General features: G+C 61.5%; 20 protein-coding genes and 4 pseudogenes. 15 read left to right on the top strand and 9 right to left on the bottom strand.

The genetic code is table 11. The features are described 5' to 3' along the window. The first annotated feature begins 22 nt into the window (after positions 1 to 22). The 5 genes and pseudogenes from X757_RS151585 (at position 23) to X757_RS1000000167945 (ending at position 3,168) form a co-directional block, all read left to right on the top strand. Positions 23 to 757, top strand: coding sequence for an SDR family NAD(P)-dependent oxidoreductase (locus X757_RS151585; protein WP_031251285.1), 735 nt, complete (start codon positions 23 to 25; stop codon positions 755 to 757). 50 nt (positions 758 to 807) lie between these two features. Continuing rightward, positions 808 to 1,559: pseudogene (locus tag X757_RS01000000164785) on the top strand (SDR family NAD(P)-dependent oxidoreductase). 32 nt (positions 1,560 to 1,591) lie between these two features. Further along, entirely contained in the window at positions 1,592 to 2,191 is a 600-nt protein-coding gene (locus X757_RS151590) for an NADPH-dependent F420 reductase (RefSeq protein WP_023726240.1), read from the top strand. 136 nt (positions 2,192 to 2,327) lie between these two features. Beyond that, positions 2,328 to 2,960 carry a class I SAM-dependent methyltransferase gene (locus X757_RS151595; RefSeq protein ID WP_023726239.1) on the top strand — a complete coding sequence of 211 codons (633 nt, stop codon included), beginning with the start codon at positions 2,328 to 2,330 and terminating at the stop codon, positions 2,958 to 2,960. A gap of 55 nt (positions 2,961 to 3,015) precedes the next feature. Continuing rightward, positions 3,016 to 3,168, top strand: coding sequence for a hypothetical protein (locus X757_RS1000000167945; RefSeq protein WP_023726238.1), 153 nt, complete (start codon positions 3,016 to 3,018; stop codon positions 3,166 to 3,168). Between the two features lie 63 nt (positions 3,169 to 3,231). Here the strand turns inward: X757_RS1000000167945 and X757_RS151600 are convergent, their stop codons facing one another. Next, complete coding sequence (locus tag X757_RS151600) at positions 3,232 to 3,825, bottom strand: DJ-1/PfpI family protein (protein ID WP_023686902.1); 594 nt, start codon at positions 3,823 to 3,825, stop codon at positions 3,232 to 3,234. Positions 3,826 to 3,986: 161 nt separating this feature from the next. Continuing rightward, positions 3,987 to 4,685, bottom strand: a complete 699-nt coding sequence (locus X757_RS151605; protein ID WP_023667782.1) for a GntR family transcriptional regulator — start codon at positions 4,683 to 4,685, stop codon at positions 3,987 to 3,989. Between the two features lie 174 nt (positions 4,686 to 4,859). Between X757_RS151605 and X757_RS151610 the strand changes: the two genes are divergently transcribed. The 3 genes and pseudogenes from X757_RS151610 to X757_RS0133885 all read left to right on the top strand — a co-directional run bounded on the left by X757_RS151610 (position 4,860) and on the right by X757_RS0133885 (position 8,424). Then, positions 4,860 to 6,086: an iron-containing alcohol dehydrogenase gene (locus X757_RS151610; RefSeq protein ID WP_023726237.1), complete on the top strand. Its 1,227-nt coding sequence runs from the start codon at positions 4,860 to 4,862 to the stop codon at positions 6,084 to 6,086. A 58-nt stretch (positions 6,087 to 6,144) separates the two neighbouring features. After that, positions 6,145 to 7,600, top strand: a pseudogene (locus tag X757_RS01000000164780) (NAD-dependent succinate-semialdehyde dehydrogenase). A gap of 59 nt (positions 7,601 to 7,659) precedes the next feature. Then, positions 7,660 to 8,424, top strand: coding sequence for an alpha/beta hydrolase (locus X757_RS0133885; RefSeq protein WP_306413622.1), 765 nt, complete (start codon positions 7,660 to 7,662; stop codon positions 8,422 to 8,424). Positions 8,425 to 8,757: 333 nt separating this feature from the next. Here the strand turns inward: X757_RS0133885 and X757_RS16245 are convergent. Further along, a pseudogene (locus X757_RS16245) lies at positions 8,758 to 9,715 on the bottom strand (NAD(P)/FAD-dependent oxidoreductase). A 129-nt stretch (positions 9,716 to 9,844) separates the two neighbouring features. Here X757_RS16245 and X757_RS16250 point away from each other — a divergent pair. The 3 genes and pseudogenes from X757_RS16250 to X757_RS151625 all read left to right on the top strand — a co-directional run bounded on the left by X757_RS16250 (position 9,845) and on the right by X757_RS151625 (position 12,807). Further along, positions 9,845 to 10,547: pseudogene (locus X757_RS16250) on the top strand (TetR/AcrR family transcriptional regulator). Between the two features lie 525 nt (positions 10,548 to 11,072). Then, positions 11,073 to 12,248, top strand: coding sequence for a zinc-dependent alcohol dehydrogenase (locus X757_RS151620; protein WP_023682758.1), 1,176 nt, complete (start codon positions 11,073 to 11,075; stop codon positions 12,246 to 12,248). Positions 12,249 to 12,258: 10 nt separating this feature from the next. Then, the gene (locus X757_RS151625) at positions 12,259 to 12,807 is read left to right on the top strand and encodes a hypothetical protein (protein WP_023726231.1); all 549 of its coding nucleotides are present in this window, start codon (positions 12,259 to 12,261) and stop codon (positions 12,805 to 12,807) included. 249 nt (positions 12,808 to 13,056) lie between these two features. Here the strand turns inward: X757_RS151625 and X757_RS1000000167940 are convergent, their stop codons facing one another. After that, complete coding sequence (locus tag X757_RS1000000167940) at positions 13,057 to 13,281, bottom strand: hypothetical protein (RefSeq protein WP_156931519.1); 225 nt, start codon at positions 13,279 to 13,281, stop codon at positions 13,057 to 13,059. Between the two features lie 1,045 nt (positions 13,282 to 14,326). Here X757_RS1000000167940 and X757_RS151640 point away from each other — a divergent pair. Further along, positions 14,327 to 14,533 carry a hypothetical protein gene (locus tag X757_RS151640; protein ID WP_023825912.1) on the top strand — a complete coding sequence of 69 codons (207 nt, stop codon included), beginning with the start codon at positions 14,327 to 14,329 and terminating at the stop codon, positions 14,531 to 14,533. Between the two features lie 283 nt (positions 14,534 to 14,816). Here X757_RS151640 and X757_RS151645 read toward each other — a convergent pair whose 3' ends face one another. After that, the gene (locus X757_RS151645; protein ID WP_023726228.1) at positions 14,817 to 15,284 is read right to left on the bottom strand and encodes a hypothetical protein; all 468 of its coding nucleotides are present in this window, start codon (positions 15,282 to 15,284) and stop codon (positions 14,817 to 14,819) included. Positions 15,285 to 15,698: 414 nt separating this feature from the next. Between X757_RS151645 and X757_RS0133875 the strand changes: the two genes are divergently transcribed. Continuing rightward, a complete protein-coding gene (locus tag X757_RS0133875; protein ID WP_031196712.1) occupies positions 15,699 to 16,298 on the top strand; it encodes an EF-hand domain-containing protein in 600 nt (199 codons plus the stop codon). A 199-nt stretch (positions 16,299 to 16,497) separates the two neighbouring features. Here the strand turns inward: X757_RS0133875 and X757_RS0133870 are convergent, their stop codons facing one another. Beyond that, complete coding sequence (locus X757_RS0133870; protein WP_023667766.1) at positions 16,498 to 16,662, bottom strand: hypothetical protein; 165 nt, start codon at positions 16,660 to 16,662, stop codon at positions 16,498 to 16,500. Positions 16,663 to 16,733: 71 nt separating this feature from the next. Next, positions 16,734 to 17,114 carry a hypothetical protein gene (locus tag X757_RS1000000167935; RefSeq protein ID WP_156933429.1) on the bottom strand — a complete coding sequence of 127 codons (381 nt, stop codon included), beginning with the start codon at positions 17,112 to 17,114 and terminating at the stop codon, positions 16,734 to 16,736. A gap of 558 nt (positions 17,115 to 17,672) precedes the next feature. Between X757_RS1000000167935 and X757_RS151650 the strand changes: the two genes are divergently transcribed. Both X757_RS151650 and X757_RS151655 read left to right on the top strand, forming a co-directional pair. Further along, complete coding sequence (locus X757_RS151650; protein WP_023682764.1) at positions 17,673 to 18,332, top strand: L,D-transpeptidase; 660 nt, start codon at positions 17,673 to 17,675, stop codon at positions 18,330 to 18,332. 10 nt (positions 18,333 to 18,342) lie between these two features. Continuing rightward, positions 18,343 to 18,855, top strand: coding sequence for an OmpA family protein (locus tag X757_RS151655; protein ID WP_023726224.1), 513 nt, complete (start codon positions 18,343 to 18,345; stop codon positions 18,853 to 18,855). A gap of 306 nt (positions 18,856 to 19,161) precedes the next feature. Here X757_RS151655 and X757_RS151660 read toward each other — a convergent pair whose 3' ends face one another. After that, positions 19,162 to 20,031 (bottom strand): SDR family oxidoreductase, encoded by an 870-nt coding sequence (locus tag X757_RS151660; protein WP_023726223.1) that lies wholly within the window; start codon positions 20,029 to 20,031, stop codon positions 19,162 to 19,164. 1 nt (position 20,032) lies between these two features. Next, positions 20,033 to 20,197 carry a hypothetical protein gene (locus tag X757_RS1000000168515; RefSeq protein WP_023726222.1) on the bottom strand — a complete coding sequence of 55 codons (165 nt, stop codon included), beginning with the start codon at positions 20,195 to 20,197 and terminating at the stop codon, positions 20,033 to 20,035. Between the last annotated feature and the right edge of the window lie 2 nt (positions 20,198 to 20,199).

Below are 20,199 nucleotides of genomic sequence, written 5' to 3'. Positions count from 1 at the left end.
GGCGAAACGAAGGATGCATGACATGAACAGACTGAATGGAAAGACCGCTGTGATAACTGGCGGCGCTACGGGCATCGGCCGCGCCGCAGCCAAGCGCTTTATCGAGGAGGGCGCCTTCGTCTTCATCTTCGGCCGCCGGCAGGAAGCTCTCAACGCCGCCGTGGCTGACCTTGGGCCTAGTGCCCGCGCGGTTAAGGGCTCGGTCTCGGATGAGGCCGACCTGGACCGACTCTACGCTGCGGTGAAGGCCGAGCGCGGAAGCCTCGATATCGTCTTCGCCAATGCCGGGGCGGGAAACCCGCTTCCGCTCGGCCAGATCACCGCCAGGCACATTGACGAAACCTTCGACACCAATGTGAAGGGTACGATCTTCACGGTCCAGAAGGCGCTGCCGCTGATGAGCCAGGGCGGTTCGATCATCCTGACCGGGTCGAGCGCCGGCACCACGGGCGCTCCGGGGTTCACTGCCTATAGCGCGAGCAAGGCGGCAGTGCGCAACCTGGCGCGGACCTGGGCGGAAGACCTGAAGGGCACCGGCATCCGCGTAAACGTGCTGTCGCCCGGAGCGACGGCGACCGAACTCGCGAAGGAGGCGTTAGGCGAGGAAGGCCAGAAGGCCTACGGCGCGATGACCCCGCTCCAGCGCATGGCCGATCCGGCGGAGATCGGCGCCGCGGCCGCCTTCCTCGCGTCGCCGGACAGCAGCTTCATGACCGCCAGCGAGGTCGCCGTCGACGGCGGCCTGGCTCAACTCTGACCCCCAGCGCGGTCCGTACCTGGCCCGTGCGCAACGAAAGACAAAGAATTATGAAAAAACTCGAAGGCAAGATCGCAGTCATCACGGGCGGAAGCAGCGGGATCGGATTGGCCACAGCCAAGCGCTTCGTAGAAGAAGGAGCGCACGTCGTGATTACCGGGCGAAGAGAGAAGGAGTTGAAGAGGCCGCAGCCTTCATCATGAAAAACGTTACGACGGTCGTGGGTGACGTGTCGCTCCTGGAAGATCTGGATCGCCTCTATGCAGTCGTGAAGGAGAAACATGGTCATATCGACATTCTCTTCGCCAACGCCGGCGCGGGGACGATCGCACCGCTCGCCGTCGCTACCGAGGCACATTTTGATCAGACCTTCGATGTGAACGTGAAGGGTCTGTTCTTTACGGTGCAGAAGGCCCTTCCCCTGTTCAAAGACGGCGGTTCGATCATCCTGAATTCTTCAGTGTCGAACGTGTTGGGGCTTCCAGGGTTTAGTACCTACGCCGCGAGCAAGGCGGCTGTACGCAACTTCGCGCGCGCTTGGACACTGGAATTCAAAGACCGCAAAATCCGCGTCAATGCAATGAGTCCGGGACCAATCGAGACGCCGGCCTTGGAGACAACGACTGGCCTTACCCCTGAGCAAGCCGAGCAAGCGGCCGCCCAGTTTGCGTCACAGATCCCAATGGGTCGCAGGGGCAAACCAGAGGAAATCGCTGCTGCCGTAACGTTCCTCGCCTCCGATGAAAGTTCTTTCGTCACCGGCGTGGATCTCGCCGTCGATGGAGGCATGGCGCAAGTCTGAGCCCGGCATTAGCACCAGATCGGAGAAGTACTATGAACTATGCAATCGTAGGATTCGGCAATATCGGACAGGCCCTTGCCAAGGCGTTTGCCCGAAACGGCATCGAAGTTTCCGTTGCAACCACACGCGACCCGGAAAGCTTTGCCGCCGATGCGGCCGCGATCGGACCCACGATCATCCCCAAAAAACTGGCGGAAGCCATCAAGGCGGACATCATCTTTTTGGCTGTCCGCTTCGAGGCGCACCCGAATGTCGCGAAGGCGCTCCCCACATGGCAGGGGAAGACGATCATCGATGTGACCAATGCCTATGGCGTGCCCCCTGAGGAACTGGGAGGACAACCTTCTTCCAAGTTCATCGCGCAGGCCTTCTCTGGCGCAAAACTGGTCAAGGGCTTCAACCATCTGGTCGCCCCGGTGCTTGATCAGGATCCGGCCGTACATGGTGGCCGGAGGGTCGTGTTCCTGGCAAGCGACGATGACGCTGCCGCAACACGGATTGGGGAGCTTGCGGAAAATCTCGGTTTCGCGCCGATCAAGCTTGGCGGGGTGTCGGAAGGTGGCCTGCTGGTCCAGGCGCGCGGAGACAGCTGGGGTCATCTGATCTTCAAGGACTTGGTCAAGTTCGACTGACGAGCACGACGTCCACACCCGCAAAGAGACGACGCACGCGATCGGAGCTCGGATCGGATCAAGCGCGATCCGATCCGAGCAAATGGAGAAATCACTATGTGCACCGAGAAGAATATCCACTCCTAAGGAGATTTCGATGTACGACCAATCCAAGGTATCCGAGTTAATCCGGTTCGCACGAATCGAGGCGGGCTCCACCGTGATCGAAGTCTACCCTGGCGACGGAGACTGGACGCGCCTCTTCTCCGACATCGTCGGATCAGAGGGGCGGGTCTACAGCTTTGTGCCGGCCGAAGTCGCCCACCTCAAGAACGATCCGGTCGGCCTCATGCGGACGCTCGCGAAGGAGCCGGGCCGAGAGAACGTCGAAGTCGCCTCGGCGGACCTGGTCGCGATGCCGGAGGTTACGCAGCCAGCCGATGTCCTATGGCTGCACCTGTTTTACCACGATCTTCACACCGCCCTGATCCAGAAGAAGGGTGCGACGGCGGCCGACTTCAATCGAGCTGTCTACAAGCGGCTGAAACCCGGTGGGTTTTACGTCATCGTCGACCACGCCGCCGCCGCTTGGTCGGGCACGAGCGACACCCGGTCGCTGCATCGGATCGACCCTGCATCCGTCCGCGAGGAGGTGGAGGCGGCCGGCTTCGTGATGGACGCGGAGAGCACCATGCTCGCGAACAAGGATGACCCGCACTCGATCAAGGTGTTCGATCCCACGATCAAGGGCGAGACCGATCGCTTCGCGTTTCGGTTCGTGAAGCCCTGACAACTCCCGGGCGCCGACTTCATGTCGACCTCCCCATTGGGTCGATCAACTCGGGTTGGCACTCGTCAAGCTGGGAAAGCTCAACGAGGATGGCGCGCTGGTGCACGAACGCGATGCGGGCAGCGCCTTGAAGGCGTCCGAGGTGATGATGGCACAAGGTTCTGGAGCACACCTGCCGCAGGTTCCTGATCTGAACTTGATGAAATGACGGAAGTCGCCGCGCCGTTGAGGGAGCCGGCGCATCCCCTCAGGGATGCGCCGGACAAACCGTTCAAGAATGGTGGATTTCCGTTCCCAGCACCTTCAGGCATTCACGGATGAACGCCGCAAGCGCGGTCCAGCCTTTGGCTGAAACCATGGTCCCATCGACATAGGCGTCGGTGGGAGACAAATCGATATAAGTGCCGCCGGCAAGCGTCACCTCCGGCTCGCAAGCGGCGAGCGCCGCCACCTTCTTGCCGCGCACGACGCCGTCGACCGCGATCAGAATCTGGACGCCATGGCAGATCGTGAAGATCGGCTTTTTTGCCTCGTGGAAATGGCGCACCATCGCTTGTATCCGCTTGTCGGTGCGGATGTATTCGGGGCCACGACCGCCGGCGCAATAGACAGCGTCGTACTGGCTCAGCTGCCTCTCGGCGTCGGCGAAGGTCTTGTTGATCAGCGCATTGTGGCCGGGCTTTTCGGTGTAGGTCTGATCGCCCTCGAAATCGTGCAGCGATGTCTTGATCATGTCTCCGGCGCTTTTGTCGGGGCACACGACATGAACGGTGTGTCCCACCGCTTCCATCGCCTGCTGATAAACGAAGATTTCGTACTCCTCGGTGAAATCACCGGTCAGCATCAGGATTTTTTTGGCTGGCATGTCTTTTCCTCTCGGCTTGTTTCAGGGGCGAGGTGCACTGCGCGCCTCGCTTCCCGGGATCGAAATCGGCTCAGAACGGGGAATAGAATTCGTAGGCGGCAGGCTGGTCGGACAGCGGCGCGCCGCGCTTGAGGGTGCCTCGGACAAGCAACATCGCCAGGCTACTCGAACGCAGGCAGGAGCCTGTCCCGCGAATTTTCGATGTGCGCGCGCATGGCTTTTTCGGCGGCGTCCGGATCGCCCGCGGCAAAGGCAGCGAGAATAGCCTCGTGCTCGTCGAGCGCCTCTTCGGTCACCCTGGAGTGATACATCAGCCGGAAGATATGGAAGTGGGTATGCTGGTGATTCAGTGTCTCGCGAATGAGTTCGTTCTGGGCGAACTCGACGATCTTGTCGTGGAAGATCGCATCCTGACGGGCGAAGTTCGAATAGCGCAGGCGTTCGTCTTTCCCCACCCGCCGAGCCATGACGCCGGCCGCCTCCTGCAGCGCGGCAAGGCGCTCGCCGTCCATTGTTGCGGTGGCTTTGGCCGCGGCGGCAGGTTCAAGCAATAGACGCAGCTCGTAAAGCTCGTCGAAGCGCCGGCGGGTGATTTGTGGGGCGGCGCGATAGCCGATCAGGTGGGTTTTCAGAACCAGCCCTTCCCCCTCCAGCCTGCCAAGCGCTTCACGAATGGGGGTATGCGAGACGTTGAATTCCTTGACGAGATTGTCGACGGTGATGCGCGATCCCGGAGCAATCCTCAAAGACATCAGCTGCGCGAAGATTGCTTCGTAAACGTCGCCAGCCAGACTGTTGGCGCGCTGAATACGACCGGTCGCACGGGCTTCATTGTCAACCGTCAGGTCCGTGTTCTGCATCGTTTGCCTCTTGACAGAACCACCCACTAACACGATGCTCCGCGAAACTCAATCCTATATCCTATACGATTTTATTAGAGGGCATCGCATGATCATGACCTGCAGCGCCGAGGTCGGCCTCTGGCACGAAGCCAAGCCTGTCGGCTTCCAACCCGTCTTCGCAGGATCTTGTGCATGAGCTTGTTTGCAGCGGCGCGCCTGCCGAGCGAGATTCTGTTCGGCAAAGGCCAGCGCCATGTCCTGCCTGCCATCGCCGCCAAATATGGGCGCCGCGCGTTCGTCTGTACCGATGAGCGCTTCGCGGCGACGTCGCAGTTCGCCGAGATTCTCGCTGGCTTGCACAACGCGGCGATCGAGACGTTGGTCTTCGACCGAACGCTGCCGGATGTGCCGCGCGACAGCGTCGCCGCCTGCATTGCGCAGGCGAAGGATTTCAAGCCCGACATGGTGATCGGCATCGGGGGCGGCAGTTGCCTCGATATGGCCAAATGCGCTGCACTTCTGCTCAGCCACGGCGGCAAGCTCGAGGACTACTATGGCGAGTTCAAGGTACCCGGCCCTACCCTTCCGGTGATCGCAGTGCCGACGACGGCTGGAACAGGCTCCGAGGTGACCCCCGTCGCCGTGATCTCCGACCCGGATCGGACGCTGAAAGTGGGTATCGCCAGTCCGCATCTCATCGCGGCAGTGGCGCTTTGCGATCCGGATCTGACGGTGACCTGTCCACCATCCTTGACGGCGATCGCCGGCGCCGACGCGCTGACGCACGCAATCGAGGCCTATACAGCGGCCAAACGCGGCGCCGACCCTCATTTGCCGCAACAGCACGTGTTCATCGGCAAGAGCGCTCTGACCGACCATTTCGCGCTTCTGGCCATCAGGCTGCTCGGCCGCAGTCTCGAAAAGGCATATCGCGACGGATCGGACGAGGATGCGCGCGCCGACGTCATGATGGGAGCGCTGGCCGCCGGTTGCGCCTTCGGTACGGCGGGAACGGCCGCCGCCCATGCGGTGCAGTATCCCGTTGGCGCGCTTACCCACACCCCGCATGGCCTGGGAGTGGCCACGATGCTGCCCTATGTGATGACCTACAATCTGGCCGCAGCAGCCGCGGAGATTGCGGAAGTCGGCACTGCTCTTGGCTTTTCCCTTCAGGGCGGCGGCGCCGATGCCTTGGCGCACGCCACCATCCGGGAGGTGAGCCGGCTGTTTGCCGCCATCGGCATCACGCCGACATTGGCCGAACTGGGTCTTCCCGAAGACAAGATCGACTGGACGGCCGAGCAGGCGCTCGGCATCGACCGATTGATCAAGAACAATCCGCGTCCGTTCGACCGCGCCGCGATGCGACGGCTGATCAGGGCTGCCTATGACGGCGACATGTCCGCCACCATGATGTGATCGACCAGGAGTTCATCCAATGAACATTGCCGCAGGCATATCCGACGAGGATCAAGATATGTTCGACTACGCCACGGTCTCGCACGGTCTCTACATTGGCGGACGCTGGCGGCCCTCATCGGAGGGCCGCGTGATCGAAGTGGTCGATCCCTCGACTGAAGCCGTGATCGCTGCGGTTCCCGATGCAACGCTCACTGATGCCGCCGCCGCCGTCGACGCTGCCGCGAAGGCGGCGGCCGGCTGGCGCGAGACCCCGCCACGCAGGCGATCGGAAATCCTGCGGCGCTGCTTCGAACTGATGACCGAACGGATGGAGACGTTGGCTGCGCTGATCTCGCTGGAGAACGGCAAGGCGCTGCGCGATGCGCGCGGTGAAGTCGCCTACGCCGCTGAGTTTTTCCGCTGGAACGCCGAGGAGGCGGTCCGCATCAGCGGCGAGTTCGGCCTTGCGCCCTCGGGCGCGAACCGGATCATTGTCGACTACCAGCCCATCGGCATTTGCGTGCTCATCACGCCATGGAATTTCCCAGCCGCCATGGCGACACGTAAAATCGCGCCGGCGCTGGCGGCCGGCTGTACGGTGATCCTGAAGCCCGCCAGCGAGACGCCGCTGACGGCCTATGCGCTTGCGGCGCTCTACGAGGAGGCCGGCGTGCCGCCCGGCGTCGTCAACGTCCTGACGACCTCGACCCCCGGGCCGGTGACGGCGGCCATGCTGGCCGATCCGCGCGTGCGAAAGCTGTCCTTCACCGGCTCGACCGGCGTCGGCCGCGTGCTGCTGGCCGAAGCCGCAAAGCACGTCATTTCCTGTTCCATGGAGCTTGGCGGCAACGCACCCTTCATCGTCTTCGACGACGCCGACCTGGAAGCAGCCCTCGACGGTGCGATGGTTGCCAAGATGCGCAACGCCGGCGAAGCCTGCACGGCCGCCAACCGGCTTTACGTCCAGGCCGGCATCCATGATGCTTTCGCGGAAGGCTTGAGCAAACGCATGGCGGCACTCAACGTGGGCCCGGGCACAGACTCAGACACAGAATGCGGGCCGATGATCACCAGGAAGGCTGTGGATAACATCGATCGCCTCGTTCACGATGCGGTTGCCCGTGGCGCCAGGGTTTTGTGCGGAGGGACGATCGCCGAAGGCAAAGGATATTTTTACCCACCGACGGTGCTTCGCGATGTGTCCTCTGACGCCGCCATGCTCCACGAGGAGATATTCGGTCCGGTGGCGCCGATCATGCGCTTCGACAGCGAGGCGGAGGTCATCGCCAAGGCCAACGACACAGAATACGGTCTCGCGGCCTACATCTACACGCGCGACCTGGCCAGAGGAATGNGGAATGCGCGTGGCATCGAAGATCGAGTCCGGCATGATCGCGCTCAACCGCGGCCTGATGTCGGATCCGGCGGCGCCTTTCGGAGGTGTCAAGCAGAGCGGGCTAGGCCGCGAAGGCGGTCAGAAGCACGGCGTTGCCGAGTTCATGGAGGCCAAGTACATCGCCGTGACCCTGTGAGCGGACATCACGCCAAAGATCCGTTTCGCATTCGCGATCATGTGGTCGAGTTCGACGACATGGTCGCCGAGATCGTTCGCAGAAGCGAGGACACCAGGGCGAATGTTCCCATGGTCGCCGATGTCGCCTACGGGGCTGACGCCACCGAAACCGTGGATCTGTTCTTTCCCGAGGGCAAACGGGACCGCCTCCCGGTGCACATGTTCATCCACGGGGGCTATTGGCGCATGTTCTCCAAGCGCGACTATTCCTACGTCGCCGAGACCGTTACGAACGCAGGCGCGATCGCGGTCATTGTCGACTACGCGCTGATGCCGACCGTCAGGATGGCCAGGATCGTCGACCAGGTGCGCCGCGCCAAGCGATGGGTATTTGACAATGTCGCACACCATGGCGGCAATCCCGGCCTGCTGACCGTTAGCGGTCATTCCGCCGGTGCGCATCTGGCAACAATGCTTTTCGACGGTGACGAGCGGCCTTCCGGCATCAAAGCTGCGCTGCTGCTTGGCGGCCTTTACGACCTGAAGCCATTGCAGATGTCGTTCCTTGCCGCGGAGATCGCGATCACCGACGAGGAGGCCCGCCGATTCTCGCCGATCGACCACAGTTTCGATCCATCCGTGGGCGTAGATATCTCGGTCGGCGCCGATGAAACGCCGCCGTTCCACAGCCAGGCCGCACTCTTCACGGACCACCTTGACACACAGGGACTGACTGTTTCGCGCACCACCCTTGGTGGGGCCAATCACATGAGCAGCGTCCGTGACCTTGGCTTGGCTGGTACCGAGGCCGCGTCACTGCTGGCCCGCGTCGTGGCCGCCTGAGACTTCCGCCAGAAGCGCTGCTGGGCGCGACCGTTCTTCAAAGTAGCGTCGCAGCATCGAGGTGCCGACAGCGGTGGCAAATCTTCCGCCACCGGTCGCCATACCGTAAGCCCGCCGGCGATGTTGACGTCGACGTGGTTCATGCTTTCCAGCGTGATTGAGCTTGATAACCGATGTCGGCGATCGCCGTCATGCAGGCAGCCCAGTTGAGTTCTCAAGGCTGGCCGGCCAAAGACGCCCTTCAGGGGAGAGCGGGCCGACGTTCCGCAACACCGGCCCGCAACCTTCAGAATATGATAGCCCGCGGCACCCCGGAGAAGGGAATCTGCGCTCTCACACCAGCATCGACTGCTGGGCGAAGATGCCCGCCATCGCGCCGTGCGATATTGCCAGGGTGACCGATGGCGGCGTGAGGGGGTTGGCGAGGTCGCCCGCGGCGTAGATGCCGGGCATGCTGGTTTCGCGGCGCTCGTCGACCTTGAGGATTACGCCGAGGGGCGTATCGACCGTGGCGAGGCCCAGTGATTCATGCAGGCTTGCGGACGGCTTGTTGCGCGGATGCGCGAACAGGATGTCGACCGCGACCTTGGGGCCGGTATCGAACTTGACGGTGGCGTTATGCCCCCCGTGATGGGCGATCTCGCTGATCCGGCCGTCGACGACAGGTATGTTGCGGCGCGCCAGAGCGGCCCGGATATTGGGCGGAATGTCGTGACCATCAGCGAAGACCGTCAACCTGTCGGTCCAATCGTGGAACAGCCTGACCTGATTCATCGACTGTGGGCCGGACCAGACGAGGCCCCAATGCTGGCCGGCGACTTCAAAGCCGTCGCAATAGGGGCAGGGCACGATGGACGTGCCCCAGCTTTCGGCAAAGCCCGGAACATCAGGCATCTGGTCGACGACGCCATAGCTCAGGATCAGCCGGCGCGCCGCAAGGCTTCCGCCATCGCCAGTGAGCACGGAGAAATCGTCGATGGCGCCGGACAGGCTGTCGGCCCGGGCATTGACCAGCCTGATCGTGGGATAGCGCGCCAGCTGGTGCCGCGCCTCGGCCAGGATGTCCAGCGGCGGCTTGTGATCGTGGCCGAGCAGGCCATGCGAGTGGCCGGCGAAGCGGGTGCGCGGCAGNCGGCTTGTGATCGTGGCCGAGCAGGCCATGCGAGTGGCCGGCGAAGCGGTTGCGCGGCAGGCCGGTATCGAGAACGGTGACCTTGCGGCGGGCACGGCCGAGTTGCAGGGCGCCGGCGAGACCGGCAAAGCTGCCGCCGATGATAATGACGTCATCCATGATGGGCTCCGTGTTGTGGATGAGGGGCCGGTTGGACCTGGTTGAAACCTGCCCATCGGCTTGCGCATTTCAGAAACTACATGGTATCGTAATCCAAGAATTAGGATACTGTCAAGGACTGGAATTGTCGTGACCGAAAATAGCCAGGGCCGGCGCGGCCGGCCCGCCAACGAGGCGCTTGGCCAAACGATACTCGACGCNGTCCGAACTCTTTGTGGAATTGGGTTTTCAAGCGACGACATTGGACAAGGTCGCCCAGCGGGCGAAGATATCCAAACTCAGCATCTATCGGCACTTCGAGAACAAGGAGGCGCTGTTCAGCGCGGCCATCGCGTCCGGCTGCCATCATTTGTTTGCACCACAGGCCCTTCTTGAAGGCGTCGGCGGTTCGGTCGAGGATCAGCTCATGGCGGTGGGATCATCCCTGCTTCGCACGCTGTTGAGATCAGATGTCCGCAGTGTCGAAGCCATGGTCATGGCCGACCAGACGAATCCAAAGTCCTTAAGCAAGCTCCATTACGAAGCCGGCCCCGCCAATGTCATCGCCCAAATCGAGGCCCTGTTGCGTCAGTTGCACGCGAAGGCGGTTCTGAACGTGCCCGATCCTCTCCGGTCCGCCCGCTTGTTTGCCGCGCTTTTCAAAGGATCCGATCTCCTGATTATCGCACGCTTCGATGANCCTCTCCGGTCCGCCCGCTTGTTTGCCGCGCTTTTCAAAGGATCCGATCTCCTGATTATCGCACGCTTCGATGACGCGAGAGCAGCGGACGACAACGAAATCGAATCCTATTGCCGGTCGGCCGTCGCCATGTTCATCGCTGCGCACGGCTAGCAGTCCGCCCTGCCCGCTAATCATTGTATTTCTGCGAAATACTCCGCTAGAGCCGCCGTCGCGATGGCGCCCATCCACCTCATGTCGATCGCGTCGGGGTGGGACTGCGCGCCCGCCGGTGAGCGGCATCCCTACCTGCTCCGGTCACAGCGCTGCTTCGGCCGACCCTGTGCGGGCGAGGAAGAGAATGCCGGTTATGGCCGCGAGAATCGAGCAGATGAGGTGTCGATCGCCGCGAAGGGACACCTGCGGACGGACCTTCTTTGGTACACTTGAGTACGTCCATTCGTGGCTCGGGCTCCGGCGGTTCGTGCCCCGACGCGCCCGCGAAGGCCGCTGGTGCCCGCGACAGATCCTTCCAAGGTGCGGGTCTGGAATGGCCCAAAAATTCTCTCGAGCTCCCGGAACATCGGTCCGCCCCTGTGGTTCGACAAGCAGCGGCACAGTCGATCCAACCAGGCATCGGCCCGCTTAGGACAGGCGCGAGGTCCCTACCCACAGATCTTGCGAAAATAGGAGCAAGCTATGCGAGCGTTGGTCTGGCACGGCAAGGAAGACATACGCTGCGATCAGGTTTCGGATCCGGAAATTGAGGATGAACGTGACGCGATCATCAAGGTGACGAGTTGTGCCATATGCGGCTCCGACCTTCACCTCTACCACAACTATGTGCCAGCCATGCTGCCCGGCGACATCATGGGCCACGAGATGATGGGAGAGGTCGTCGAGGTCGGCAAGGGCGTCAACGGCGCTCTGAAGGAGGGAGACCGCATCGTCGTGCCGTTCACCATAATCTGCGGTGAGTGCGACCAGTGCAAGCGACAGAACTTTTCGGTTTGCGAACGCACAAACCGCAAGAAGAATCTCGGTGACAAGGTGTTCGGGCACACCACCGCGGGTCTGTTCGGCTACACTCATTTGACCGGCGGCTATCCCGGGGGACAGGCGGAATACATGCGTGTGCCGTTTGCCGATGCCACGCACGTAAAGGTGCCTGACAGCCTTACCGACGAGCAGGTTCTCTTCCTCGGCGATATTTTTCCTACCGGCTGGCAGGCGGCGGCACAGTGCGACATTGAGCCTACCGATACGGTTGCGGTGTGGGGCTGCGGCCCAGTCGGGCAGATGGCCATACGCAGCGCCCTGCTGCTCGGCGCGAAACAGGTGGTGGCGATCGATTGCCTGCCGGAACGGCTTTCCATGGCCGCGGCCGGCGGCGCCATCGCCATCAATTTCGCCGAGGAAAGTGTCGTCGAACGACTGCGGGAACTCACCGGCGGAAAGGGCCCGGAGAAGTGCATCGATTGCGTCGGCATGGAAAGCCACGTCTCGCTGGCCCAGCCCGATACCGTGTACGATCGCGCAAAGCAGTTGATGCTGATGGAAAATGATCGACCGCACGTTTTGCGTGAGATGATCTATGTCTGCCGGCCGGCCGGCGTGATCTCGATCCCCGGCGTCTACAGCGGGCTGGTCGACAAGATTCCGATGGGACAGGCAATGAACAAGGGGCTCACCTTCCGAATGGGGCAGACCCATGTCAACCGTTGGACCGAGGATCTGTTGCGCCGCATCGAAGATGGCCAGATCGACCCATCCTTCGTCATCACCCATACCGTGGGGCTCGAGCAGGGACCCGAGATGTACAAGGTGTTTCGCGACAAGCAGGACAGCTGCATCAAGGTTGTATTGAAACCGTAGGGAAATCGTCATGAACGTGATTGCCAAACTTACCAACATCACCCGATCGCCTGGCGATCCCAAAGTGCTGAAGACTGGGCAGAGTGCGGTCGGGGCCTCCGATGGCCTTGCCCGCAAGCTCGGCTGGTTCAGCATCGCGCTTGGCGTCGCCGAGCTGGTTGGCGCCGAGCGGATTGCCGGCGCGCTCGGCATGCGCGGCAAGGAAGACCTGATCCGCGCTTATGGGGCGCGGGAAATAAGCAGCGGCATACTCTCGCTTTCAGTGGACAAGCAGGCCGGGCTTTGGAGCCGGGTGGCCGGCGACGGCCTGGATATCGCGACATTGCTGACAGCGTATCGGCATGGCAACCCAAAGCGCGATAATGTAGGCCTAGCGCTTGCCATGGTCGCCGGCATCACATTGCTCGACATCATCGGTGCGAAAAGCGTGACCGCGCGCCACTCTCGGAGCGGGACCAAGCCACGCGATTACAGCGATCGAAGCGGCTTTCCCGGAGGCACTGCCGCAGCCCGCGACCGTGCCCGCTCGCAGCGCAGCCAGGAGGCCGGCACAGCCTGATAGAGATTTCCGAACCCTGGCGCCATTCGACCTGGACAGGTGGCATCTCGTCAGGCCCTAACGCCAGAGGTGGTTGCTTTCGGCGAGCCGACTTTGCTGGAACAGAGTGGACCGTCGAGTGGCCGTTCTCGCCGTGGATCACCGCCGCGCATGGTTGTGTGGCCGGTGCGTTAAAGGCAGAAGCAAGCAGCGATGCGACCAGGCGTCTAGCCTTCCATGTCTCGTACCTTGGCCAGGTTCCGGCGATCCTCAGGCCGAGCCGCGTTCGGGAAGCTCGGTCTCTTCCGCCACCCCTTTCCGCAGGTCTCGGCGCAAGCGTTCCGCTTCGTCGGAATTATTGTCGTCGTCTGTCCGCTCAAGTTCGCGATCGATTGTCTCGCGCGACCCCTCTGCCGGATCCTGTTGCGGAGATGTGTTCGGGCCGGTTTCGATCTTGCCGTCGCCGGGAACGGTGCGGTCGCCAGACTTCGTCATCTTCAGCTTCCCTTTCATCTGTCATCTGCCTCGCCATCTCCGATGGCATGAATTTTGGCCGCTTCCCTGCCGAACCGGATCGTCGACGCTTTGTTCCGGGAAAGCCCCCGCAGGTTCGTGCTGGTCGGCCCGGGGCATTGGTCGATGCCCTTGCCGGGAAGCATCCTATGCCAACGAGGTCGGCGGCAGCCTCATCGATGTCGTTACCAACATGTGGGCTGTGAAGGCGTTTTCGGCCCGGACACGCGAGCACGCCAGGCTCGCGGCGAGTTTTCGAACCGAAGCAGATGCGCAGCGTAACAGCTGGATGTATACGGAAAAGGCTGCCTCATCCACGACATCGCGCTTCGGGAGGGCCGGCGGCATGCTCGCCTGGGCGGTCCGGCAGCTGGTAGCGAACTGGTCATAGGCCTTTGCAAAGCCGCGTCGATGAAGCGGGTGCGGTAGCGCTGGTCGGTGTAGCGTCGACGCATCTGTCAATCGGAGACAAGCGCGACCACTTTTGTGACCTCACTGTTTTTTCCACCGGACTCGACATCTCACTATCATAGTTGATTGTGGCTACCGGTGACCCTGCGTAATGGATAGCCATTCCAACTCTCCAACAGGAAAACGGTATGTTGTATCCGGGTCGGTTTTTGGGGCCAAGCGACATTGAGATGCTCGCCCAGGTTTGTCACACGGTCTGCAAAGAGCGCGCCCTACCTCTTGCTTCGCAGAACGGAGAGCGCATAGCTGCGCACATACTCAGGCTGTTTATGAACGGCTTGATTGGGCAGAATGAACTGCTTGATGCTGAGAGGAACTGGGCTCGTCGGCCTGACCGTTCGGTCCAGCAGACGATGTCAACTACGCGCACATGAGAGGCCGCGTGACCCAGTCTTGGTAGTCGGAAAGCCGCCAAGGCCAGTTGGGAACAAACCTGACATTTAAGCGTTTGTAGAGCCCTTCCACCGGGCAACTCACCGAAATGCTTCTTGCCGTGCATGATGGAATATCGACGGCCGTTTTGGCGGGCAGGAGCGCCAATGCGGAAATAGTAGGCGTGGTCGACCTCACCAACAAAGCTGAGGTCGACATCGGCATCACCAGCTTGGGAAGAGCCATCCAGTTCGTGGCCAACGCCTCGGTGCTTGGATACGACATTCGCGGCGCCATGGTCTTTTATGGCGCGCCCGGTACCCCGAGCCTAAGGGCGAGAGAGTGCGAGCGCTTGTGGGCGCAGTTTGGCGGCGCGCTTCTACAGCCGTAGCTCTATCAGGACGTTCGCCCCGCCCGTTCTTGGTATGAACGCGTACGGAACTGAGGCGCTACCCAGCCGCAGCGGGAATGGCTCAGTGGTAGCTCTAGCTGGCGACCGCACTAAGCAGCTTTTCGGTGATGGGCTTTGAGCGGCTGAGCCAGCGTGAGAACGTTCGGCCGCATATCTGCCGGTGCCTGCTTTCATGTGACTGGGCGGGGCTATTGGGGAGCCGTGTTGACCACTGGGCCCTTAGCCGAGGGAAGCACAGTACGGCAACCTCGCTCTTTGCTGGCTAACATCCTTCCGCTCTCAGGGACCGGACCATGCGCACAACAACAGGGTCATACGGTTTCTTTTCGGATTTCCGATAATTCATTGTGAAAAGCGCGGCACGCTGGTTGCAGACCATAATTGCACGGACGTAGCGAATCTCGCCATTCTTGACCCCGGAGTAGCTGGCCCATTTCGGGGCTAGGCGCCGATAGGTCAGTCGCCAACCGGCCTTTTCGTCCTCGACCATGCGATGTTCAATCTCGGCGCGAAAACTTGCTTTGCCCAGTCGCGCGCCCCAAACGACCAGAAACGCGTCTCTTGGGCCCTGAAAAGCCGCGCCCTGCTGCGAATTCTGGGTCAGGACGAAATTCGGAGGAATATCGAAACTAAAGCCAAGCTGTCGGACGCCGAAGGGCTGCCACGCCTCGGCCTGAAGCAACGTGGTCCAAAAGAGAAAAATTGTAAGTCCCAGCAGGAGGCGTCGCATTGCTCTGATTTAGCGCTGGCTAACATGGTGTCCAGACGGACAGAGGTCCGTGACATAAAAAATATGCATCATGGCCGCGCAGCATATGGACGCGGGATTCGCGATTGACGGCGTGCGGTCGAAACGGCTTCCGTCCCACGAAAGGAGAGGACGCAGAGGGAATTGGTGCGTCGGTATGATCGACTGGCAGAAAATTGGCGAGGCCGAATGTCCAACGTTCATTGCCCGCAAAAATGGGCGCCGGCTTCCTCTTGTGCCTAGGGAAGAAGAGCCGAAATTATTCCCTGACGAAGACCCTGATCTACCTCAGACGGGGGGCATGCCCTGTAACTTCGCCGTGACCTGATCCCTTCGGGGAACAATCACATCGAGCTCCAGTTTGGCCTTCAAGCGAAAGCACTGATGGAGCATGCCATGAGATTTCCACACAGCACGACGGCCGCGGCCGCCGTTTTCATTGCCCTGACCTCCCCCGCACTCGCCCAGACAAGCGGAACACCATCACCCTCGACACCTGCACCCGCTCCGGCAACCGAACCGCCGACCGCCGGACAGTTGCCGGATGCGACCGGACAAGCGGATGGACCAACACGCGAAATGATCCGCCAGATGGTTGAGCAAGCTGTCCGTGACCGACTGCAGCAGGATCGCGGTTCCGAAGAGGGTTTCCGCGAGGAAGATAGTCGCAACTATCAAGGCGATCGCAACGAGGATGCTGACCGCCACGATGAAGATGGCGACCGTTGGCAGAACCACGGTGACCGCGATCGTGGACACAGAATGGCTGGACGCTGGCATCATCAGATGATGCGCGGTGCCGGCATGCGACTGATGTTCGGGCTGTTGGACACCGATGGCGACGGATCGGTGTCCGAGGACGAGGTTCAACGCGCGGTGGGCAGGATGTTCAGTAGCGTTGACGAGAATGGTGATGGCAAGATCGATGTGAACGAGATCCAGTCCTTCATGCATGGCTCCAGCATGCATGGCACTGATAGCGAGGACACGCCGTAGCTGTCTTCAAAGGGAATGCCCTCCCTCGGACAAAGCGGGCGCGTGGCGGCCGATCCCGAAGCGGTGTCTCTTGGCTGTTAGGCGCCCGGCCAGCACCCTTTAGGCTTGAGCTATTCCCGCAGTCCCGCGAGACGCCAGCCGTGACAAAAAAGGCTTCGCATTGCTGATCGAGGAACGATCGAAGCCGACCAACGCAAGGTCACTCGGGCGCTCGGTCTTCCAGCAGAACGAAGGATGCGGCGATCAAGTCGTCGCCATTGATACGTCCTTGGCTGTCCTCCAACATAGTTGCAACCTTGTGGAAGGCCATCATTTCACCCGCGTCAATCTGCGCTTCACGCATCTTGGCTGTGAGATCAGCCACGCGATTTCCTAACGAATGTGATTTTGCAGTCTCGCAATTCGACATGATTAGTCATCCTTTGCCTTGGGGTTTCACGCTGCCGAACGCAATGCTTCAGCGGATGTTCCGAATTTGGCCATCAGTCTTATGGGATAGGACTTGCGTCTGATTGCGGTTGGAAGAAGCCCGAACGGCGGAACACGCAGCCGGACGCCGAATTGGAAACCCACCGTCGATCGAAGTCCCTTGTCGCCGGTTGAGATCCCGCCATCTTCACTGTCGAGAGGGTGGCGGGATCGCCTTTCGAGGAGCGAGCGCATATGAGGTAATAGATATTTGGCAGATGTACTCACGGCCATCCTGCTCGCTTCTTTTGTCTGCGCATGTTCATTCTTTTCGGGAAACCCCATCTCTCCAACAACACGCAACAACCGCGTTGCTACCCACGATTGATGCGATGACAACTGCATCAACAAAGCAAAGCCTCTTCGCCTAAGGTGCGATTGCCGCGGGCTTTTTCGACTTGAAGGTCGTCCAACGCGCCCGGTGGTCAGGCCATGGCGTTCAGCGGGAGCCAGGTAGACTCATCGCGAAAATCCCGCAGCGAGGCATGTCGCAAGTCCTCCTCGCCGCGTGCGGATACTGGAATCCGCCTGGCTCGTTGTGACAGGCATGCGAAGATGAGTGTCGGCGCATGGACGCGGAAAAACCCGCCAGCGTGAGCCAGCGGGCCTTGTGATGGGATGGCCCGCGCGTGCGGTCAAGGCTGCGCGGGCCGACCATGATGAATGAGGGGACATCTTGGTCACCGGCACGACCGATGAAGAACGAGCCGGGTGTGACAAAACACCCTTGGAGCGAGAATGTTCCCGTCCGCACAAAAAAGCCCGCCGGCGTGAGCCGGCGGGCAGCCGCTATTTTGCCGTCAAGCGGACAGACCGCTTGCGGCCCACCCACTGCAGCATTTTCCACTTTGAGCCGGAATCATTCTCAACTATGGTTCGCCAGGCTTAAGGCATGGGGGATTGCCGATGGTTTTATCACGCAGGGGTGTCGTGCTCGGCGGTCTGGCGCTGGTCGCGGTCGGTGGAACCAGCAATATTGTTCAAGCCGCGGGGGCAAAATCCTTTTTCGCCGGTACCGCCAGCGATAACGATTTCGTCTATCGCAAGACCAACTTCGCCAAGATCGACAAGAGATGGCATCGCCAGATCGTCAAGTATTTCAGCAGCGAGCCGGTCGGCACCGTCGTGGTCGATACCCGCCACCACTTCCTCTACCTCATCATGGAAAACAAGACTGCCATCCGCTACGGCGTCGGCGTCGGCAAGGAAGGCTTCAAATGGTACGGCCGCGCGACGATCGATCGCCGCGCGCTGTGGCCGCAATGGGTCCCGCCCCCCGAAATGCGTGAGCGCAAACCGGACCTGCCGCCCATGATCGCAGGCGGCGCGTCCAACAATCCGCTCGGGCCGCGCGCGCTCTATCTGTACCGCGACGGCGCCGACATCGGCTACCGCCTGCATGGCACGCTGGAGCCATGGAGCATCGGCACCGACGCTTCCAGCGGCTGCATCCGCATGTTCCCCGAAGACATCATCGACCTCTACCAGCGGTGCCCGATCGGCACCGCGGTGGAGGTCCTGCCGCACATCGCCGACCAGGCGCCCGCTTCCACCACTGTCGAATGATTGGCGCATCATGAACCGCATGATTGAAAACACGCGCCGGCTGCTCGCCGCCGGCCTGCTGGTTGTGGCCACATCCTGCTCGACCAGCAACACGCTGGCCCCGTCGACGCCCGACGTCACCAACGCCGAGATTGCCGGCTTCCAGAACGTGCAGCCGGGCAGCGAGGAGGATTTTATCCTCAATGTCGGCCGCCGCACCTACTTCACGAAAGGTTCGGCCGCGCTCGATTCTGTCGCCAAGGCCACCCTCGACACCCAGATCGCCTGGTTGACAAAGCATCCGCGCTGGCTGCTCAAGCTGCAGGGTTTCGCCGACGATCCCGGCGCAAGTGAAACGGCGCTGTCACAGCAGCGCGCCGATGCGGTGATGGACTACCTCGCCGCCGGCGGCATAGACCGGGACCGCATGTGGGCCAAGGGCTACGGCAAGGACAGGCTGGTCCGCGACTGCCCCGACTCCGCCTGCAGGTCGCAAAACCGCCGCGTTGTGTCTAATTTGCGCGATGAGAGGGACGAGTCGTAGAGGCTGCTGTTTTGCTGGTCGCCAAATCAGTCTCACAACGCGATGGCGGCATGGCTGCAATGCGCCTATCGGGGACATTCACCCAGCGTTTGCCCCTCCCCGAAAGCTGACGCTCCGGTTGAACCCGGAGTGAAGTCAGCTTCCCGTCTACCAACCTCCGGTTCAGGGTCTGGTGGGAGGCTTCGGCATCCGCCTCGACCAGTTTGCGGACGTGGCGGTTGTCCGCGATCCTGATCGCGCATGAGCCTCGCCACATGTCGGTGTGCTACCGGGAGTGGGCGCCGTGGAGCTGGCAGGTACGCTCGCTCAAAGCATCGGCCGTCCACCGGTGACCTCGTAGAGTGCGCCGGTGGTGTAGCTCGATCCTTCCGAGGCAAGCAGCACATAGGTCGCTGCAAGCTCTGCCGGTTGCCCGGGACGCTTGAGCGGTGTGTTCTTCCCGAACTCCTTGACCTTCTCAGAGGGCATTGTCGACGGGATCAGCGGCGTCCAAATCGGCCCGGGAGCGACCGCGTTTACCCGAATGCCGCGTTCAGCTACCAGTCCTGCAAGTCCGGCGGTGAAGTTGGCGATCGCTCCTTTGGTAGTGGCGTAGGCAAGCAGTGCCGGCGAGGGACTGGTCGCGTTGATTGAGGATGTGTTGATGATGGTCGAGCCGGGTTCCATGTGCTTCACTGCTTCCTGGGACAGATAGAACATCGCATAGACATTGGTGCGAAAGGTGAGATCCCATTCCTCCGCGCTGATGTCCTCCAGCTTCTCGAACGACGCCTGGTGGGCTGCATTGTTGACGAGGATGTCCAGGCGCCCGCATTCATCGATAGCTCGCTGCACAAGCGACCGCGCGAAGATTTCGTCCGAGATGTCGCCGCGTGCGAGCACCGCCTTGCGCCCCGCTTCCTCGACCAAGCGCGCCGTCTCCTGCGCATCTTCGTCCTCTTCAAGATAGGAGATCATGACGTCGGCGCCTTCGCGTGCAAACGCGATAGCCACCGCCCGGCCGATGCCCGAGTCCGCGCCGGTGATCAGCGCGACGCGGTCCATCAGCTTACCGCTGCCGCGATAGCTCTCCTCTCCGTGGTCGGGCCGTGGATCCATCTCGTCGGTGTAGCCGGGCATGTCCTGCTGCTGTTCGGGAAGCGGCGGCTGAGGATATTTCTGCTGGGCATCCTGCATGTCAGCTCCTTTTTTGGCTGGAGTTGCGGTTGTGTCGATCCGGTTCCGTGATCGGTCCCTTGGCGGCTTTCGAGCCACCGCCCCATTCCTCGGCCTTGCACCCTTGGTCGCCGCCCATGAGGTCCGGCGAACTGCGATTTGCGGTGCCGCTGTCGGTCTTGTTCAACT

The sequence above is a fragment of the Mesorhizobium sp. LSHC412B00 genome, from assembly GCF_000503035.1.
Classification (GTDB): Bacteria; Pseudomonadota; Alphaproteobacteria; order Rhizobiales; family Rhizobiaceae; genus Mesorhizobium.
The sequence above is the reverse complement of the archived record's forward strand: the minus strand, read 5'-3'. Positions and strand labels throughout refer to the sequence as shown.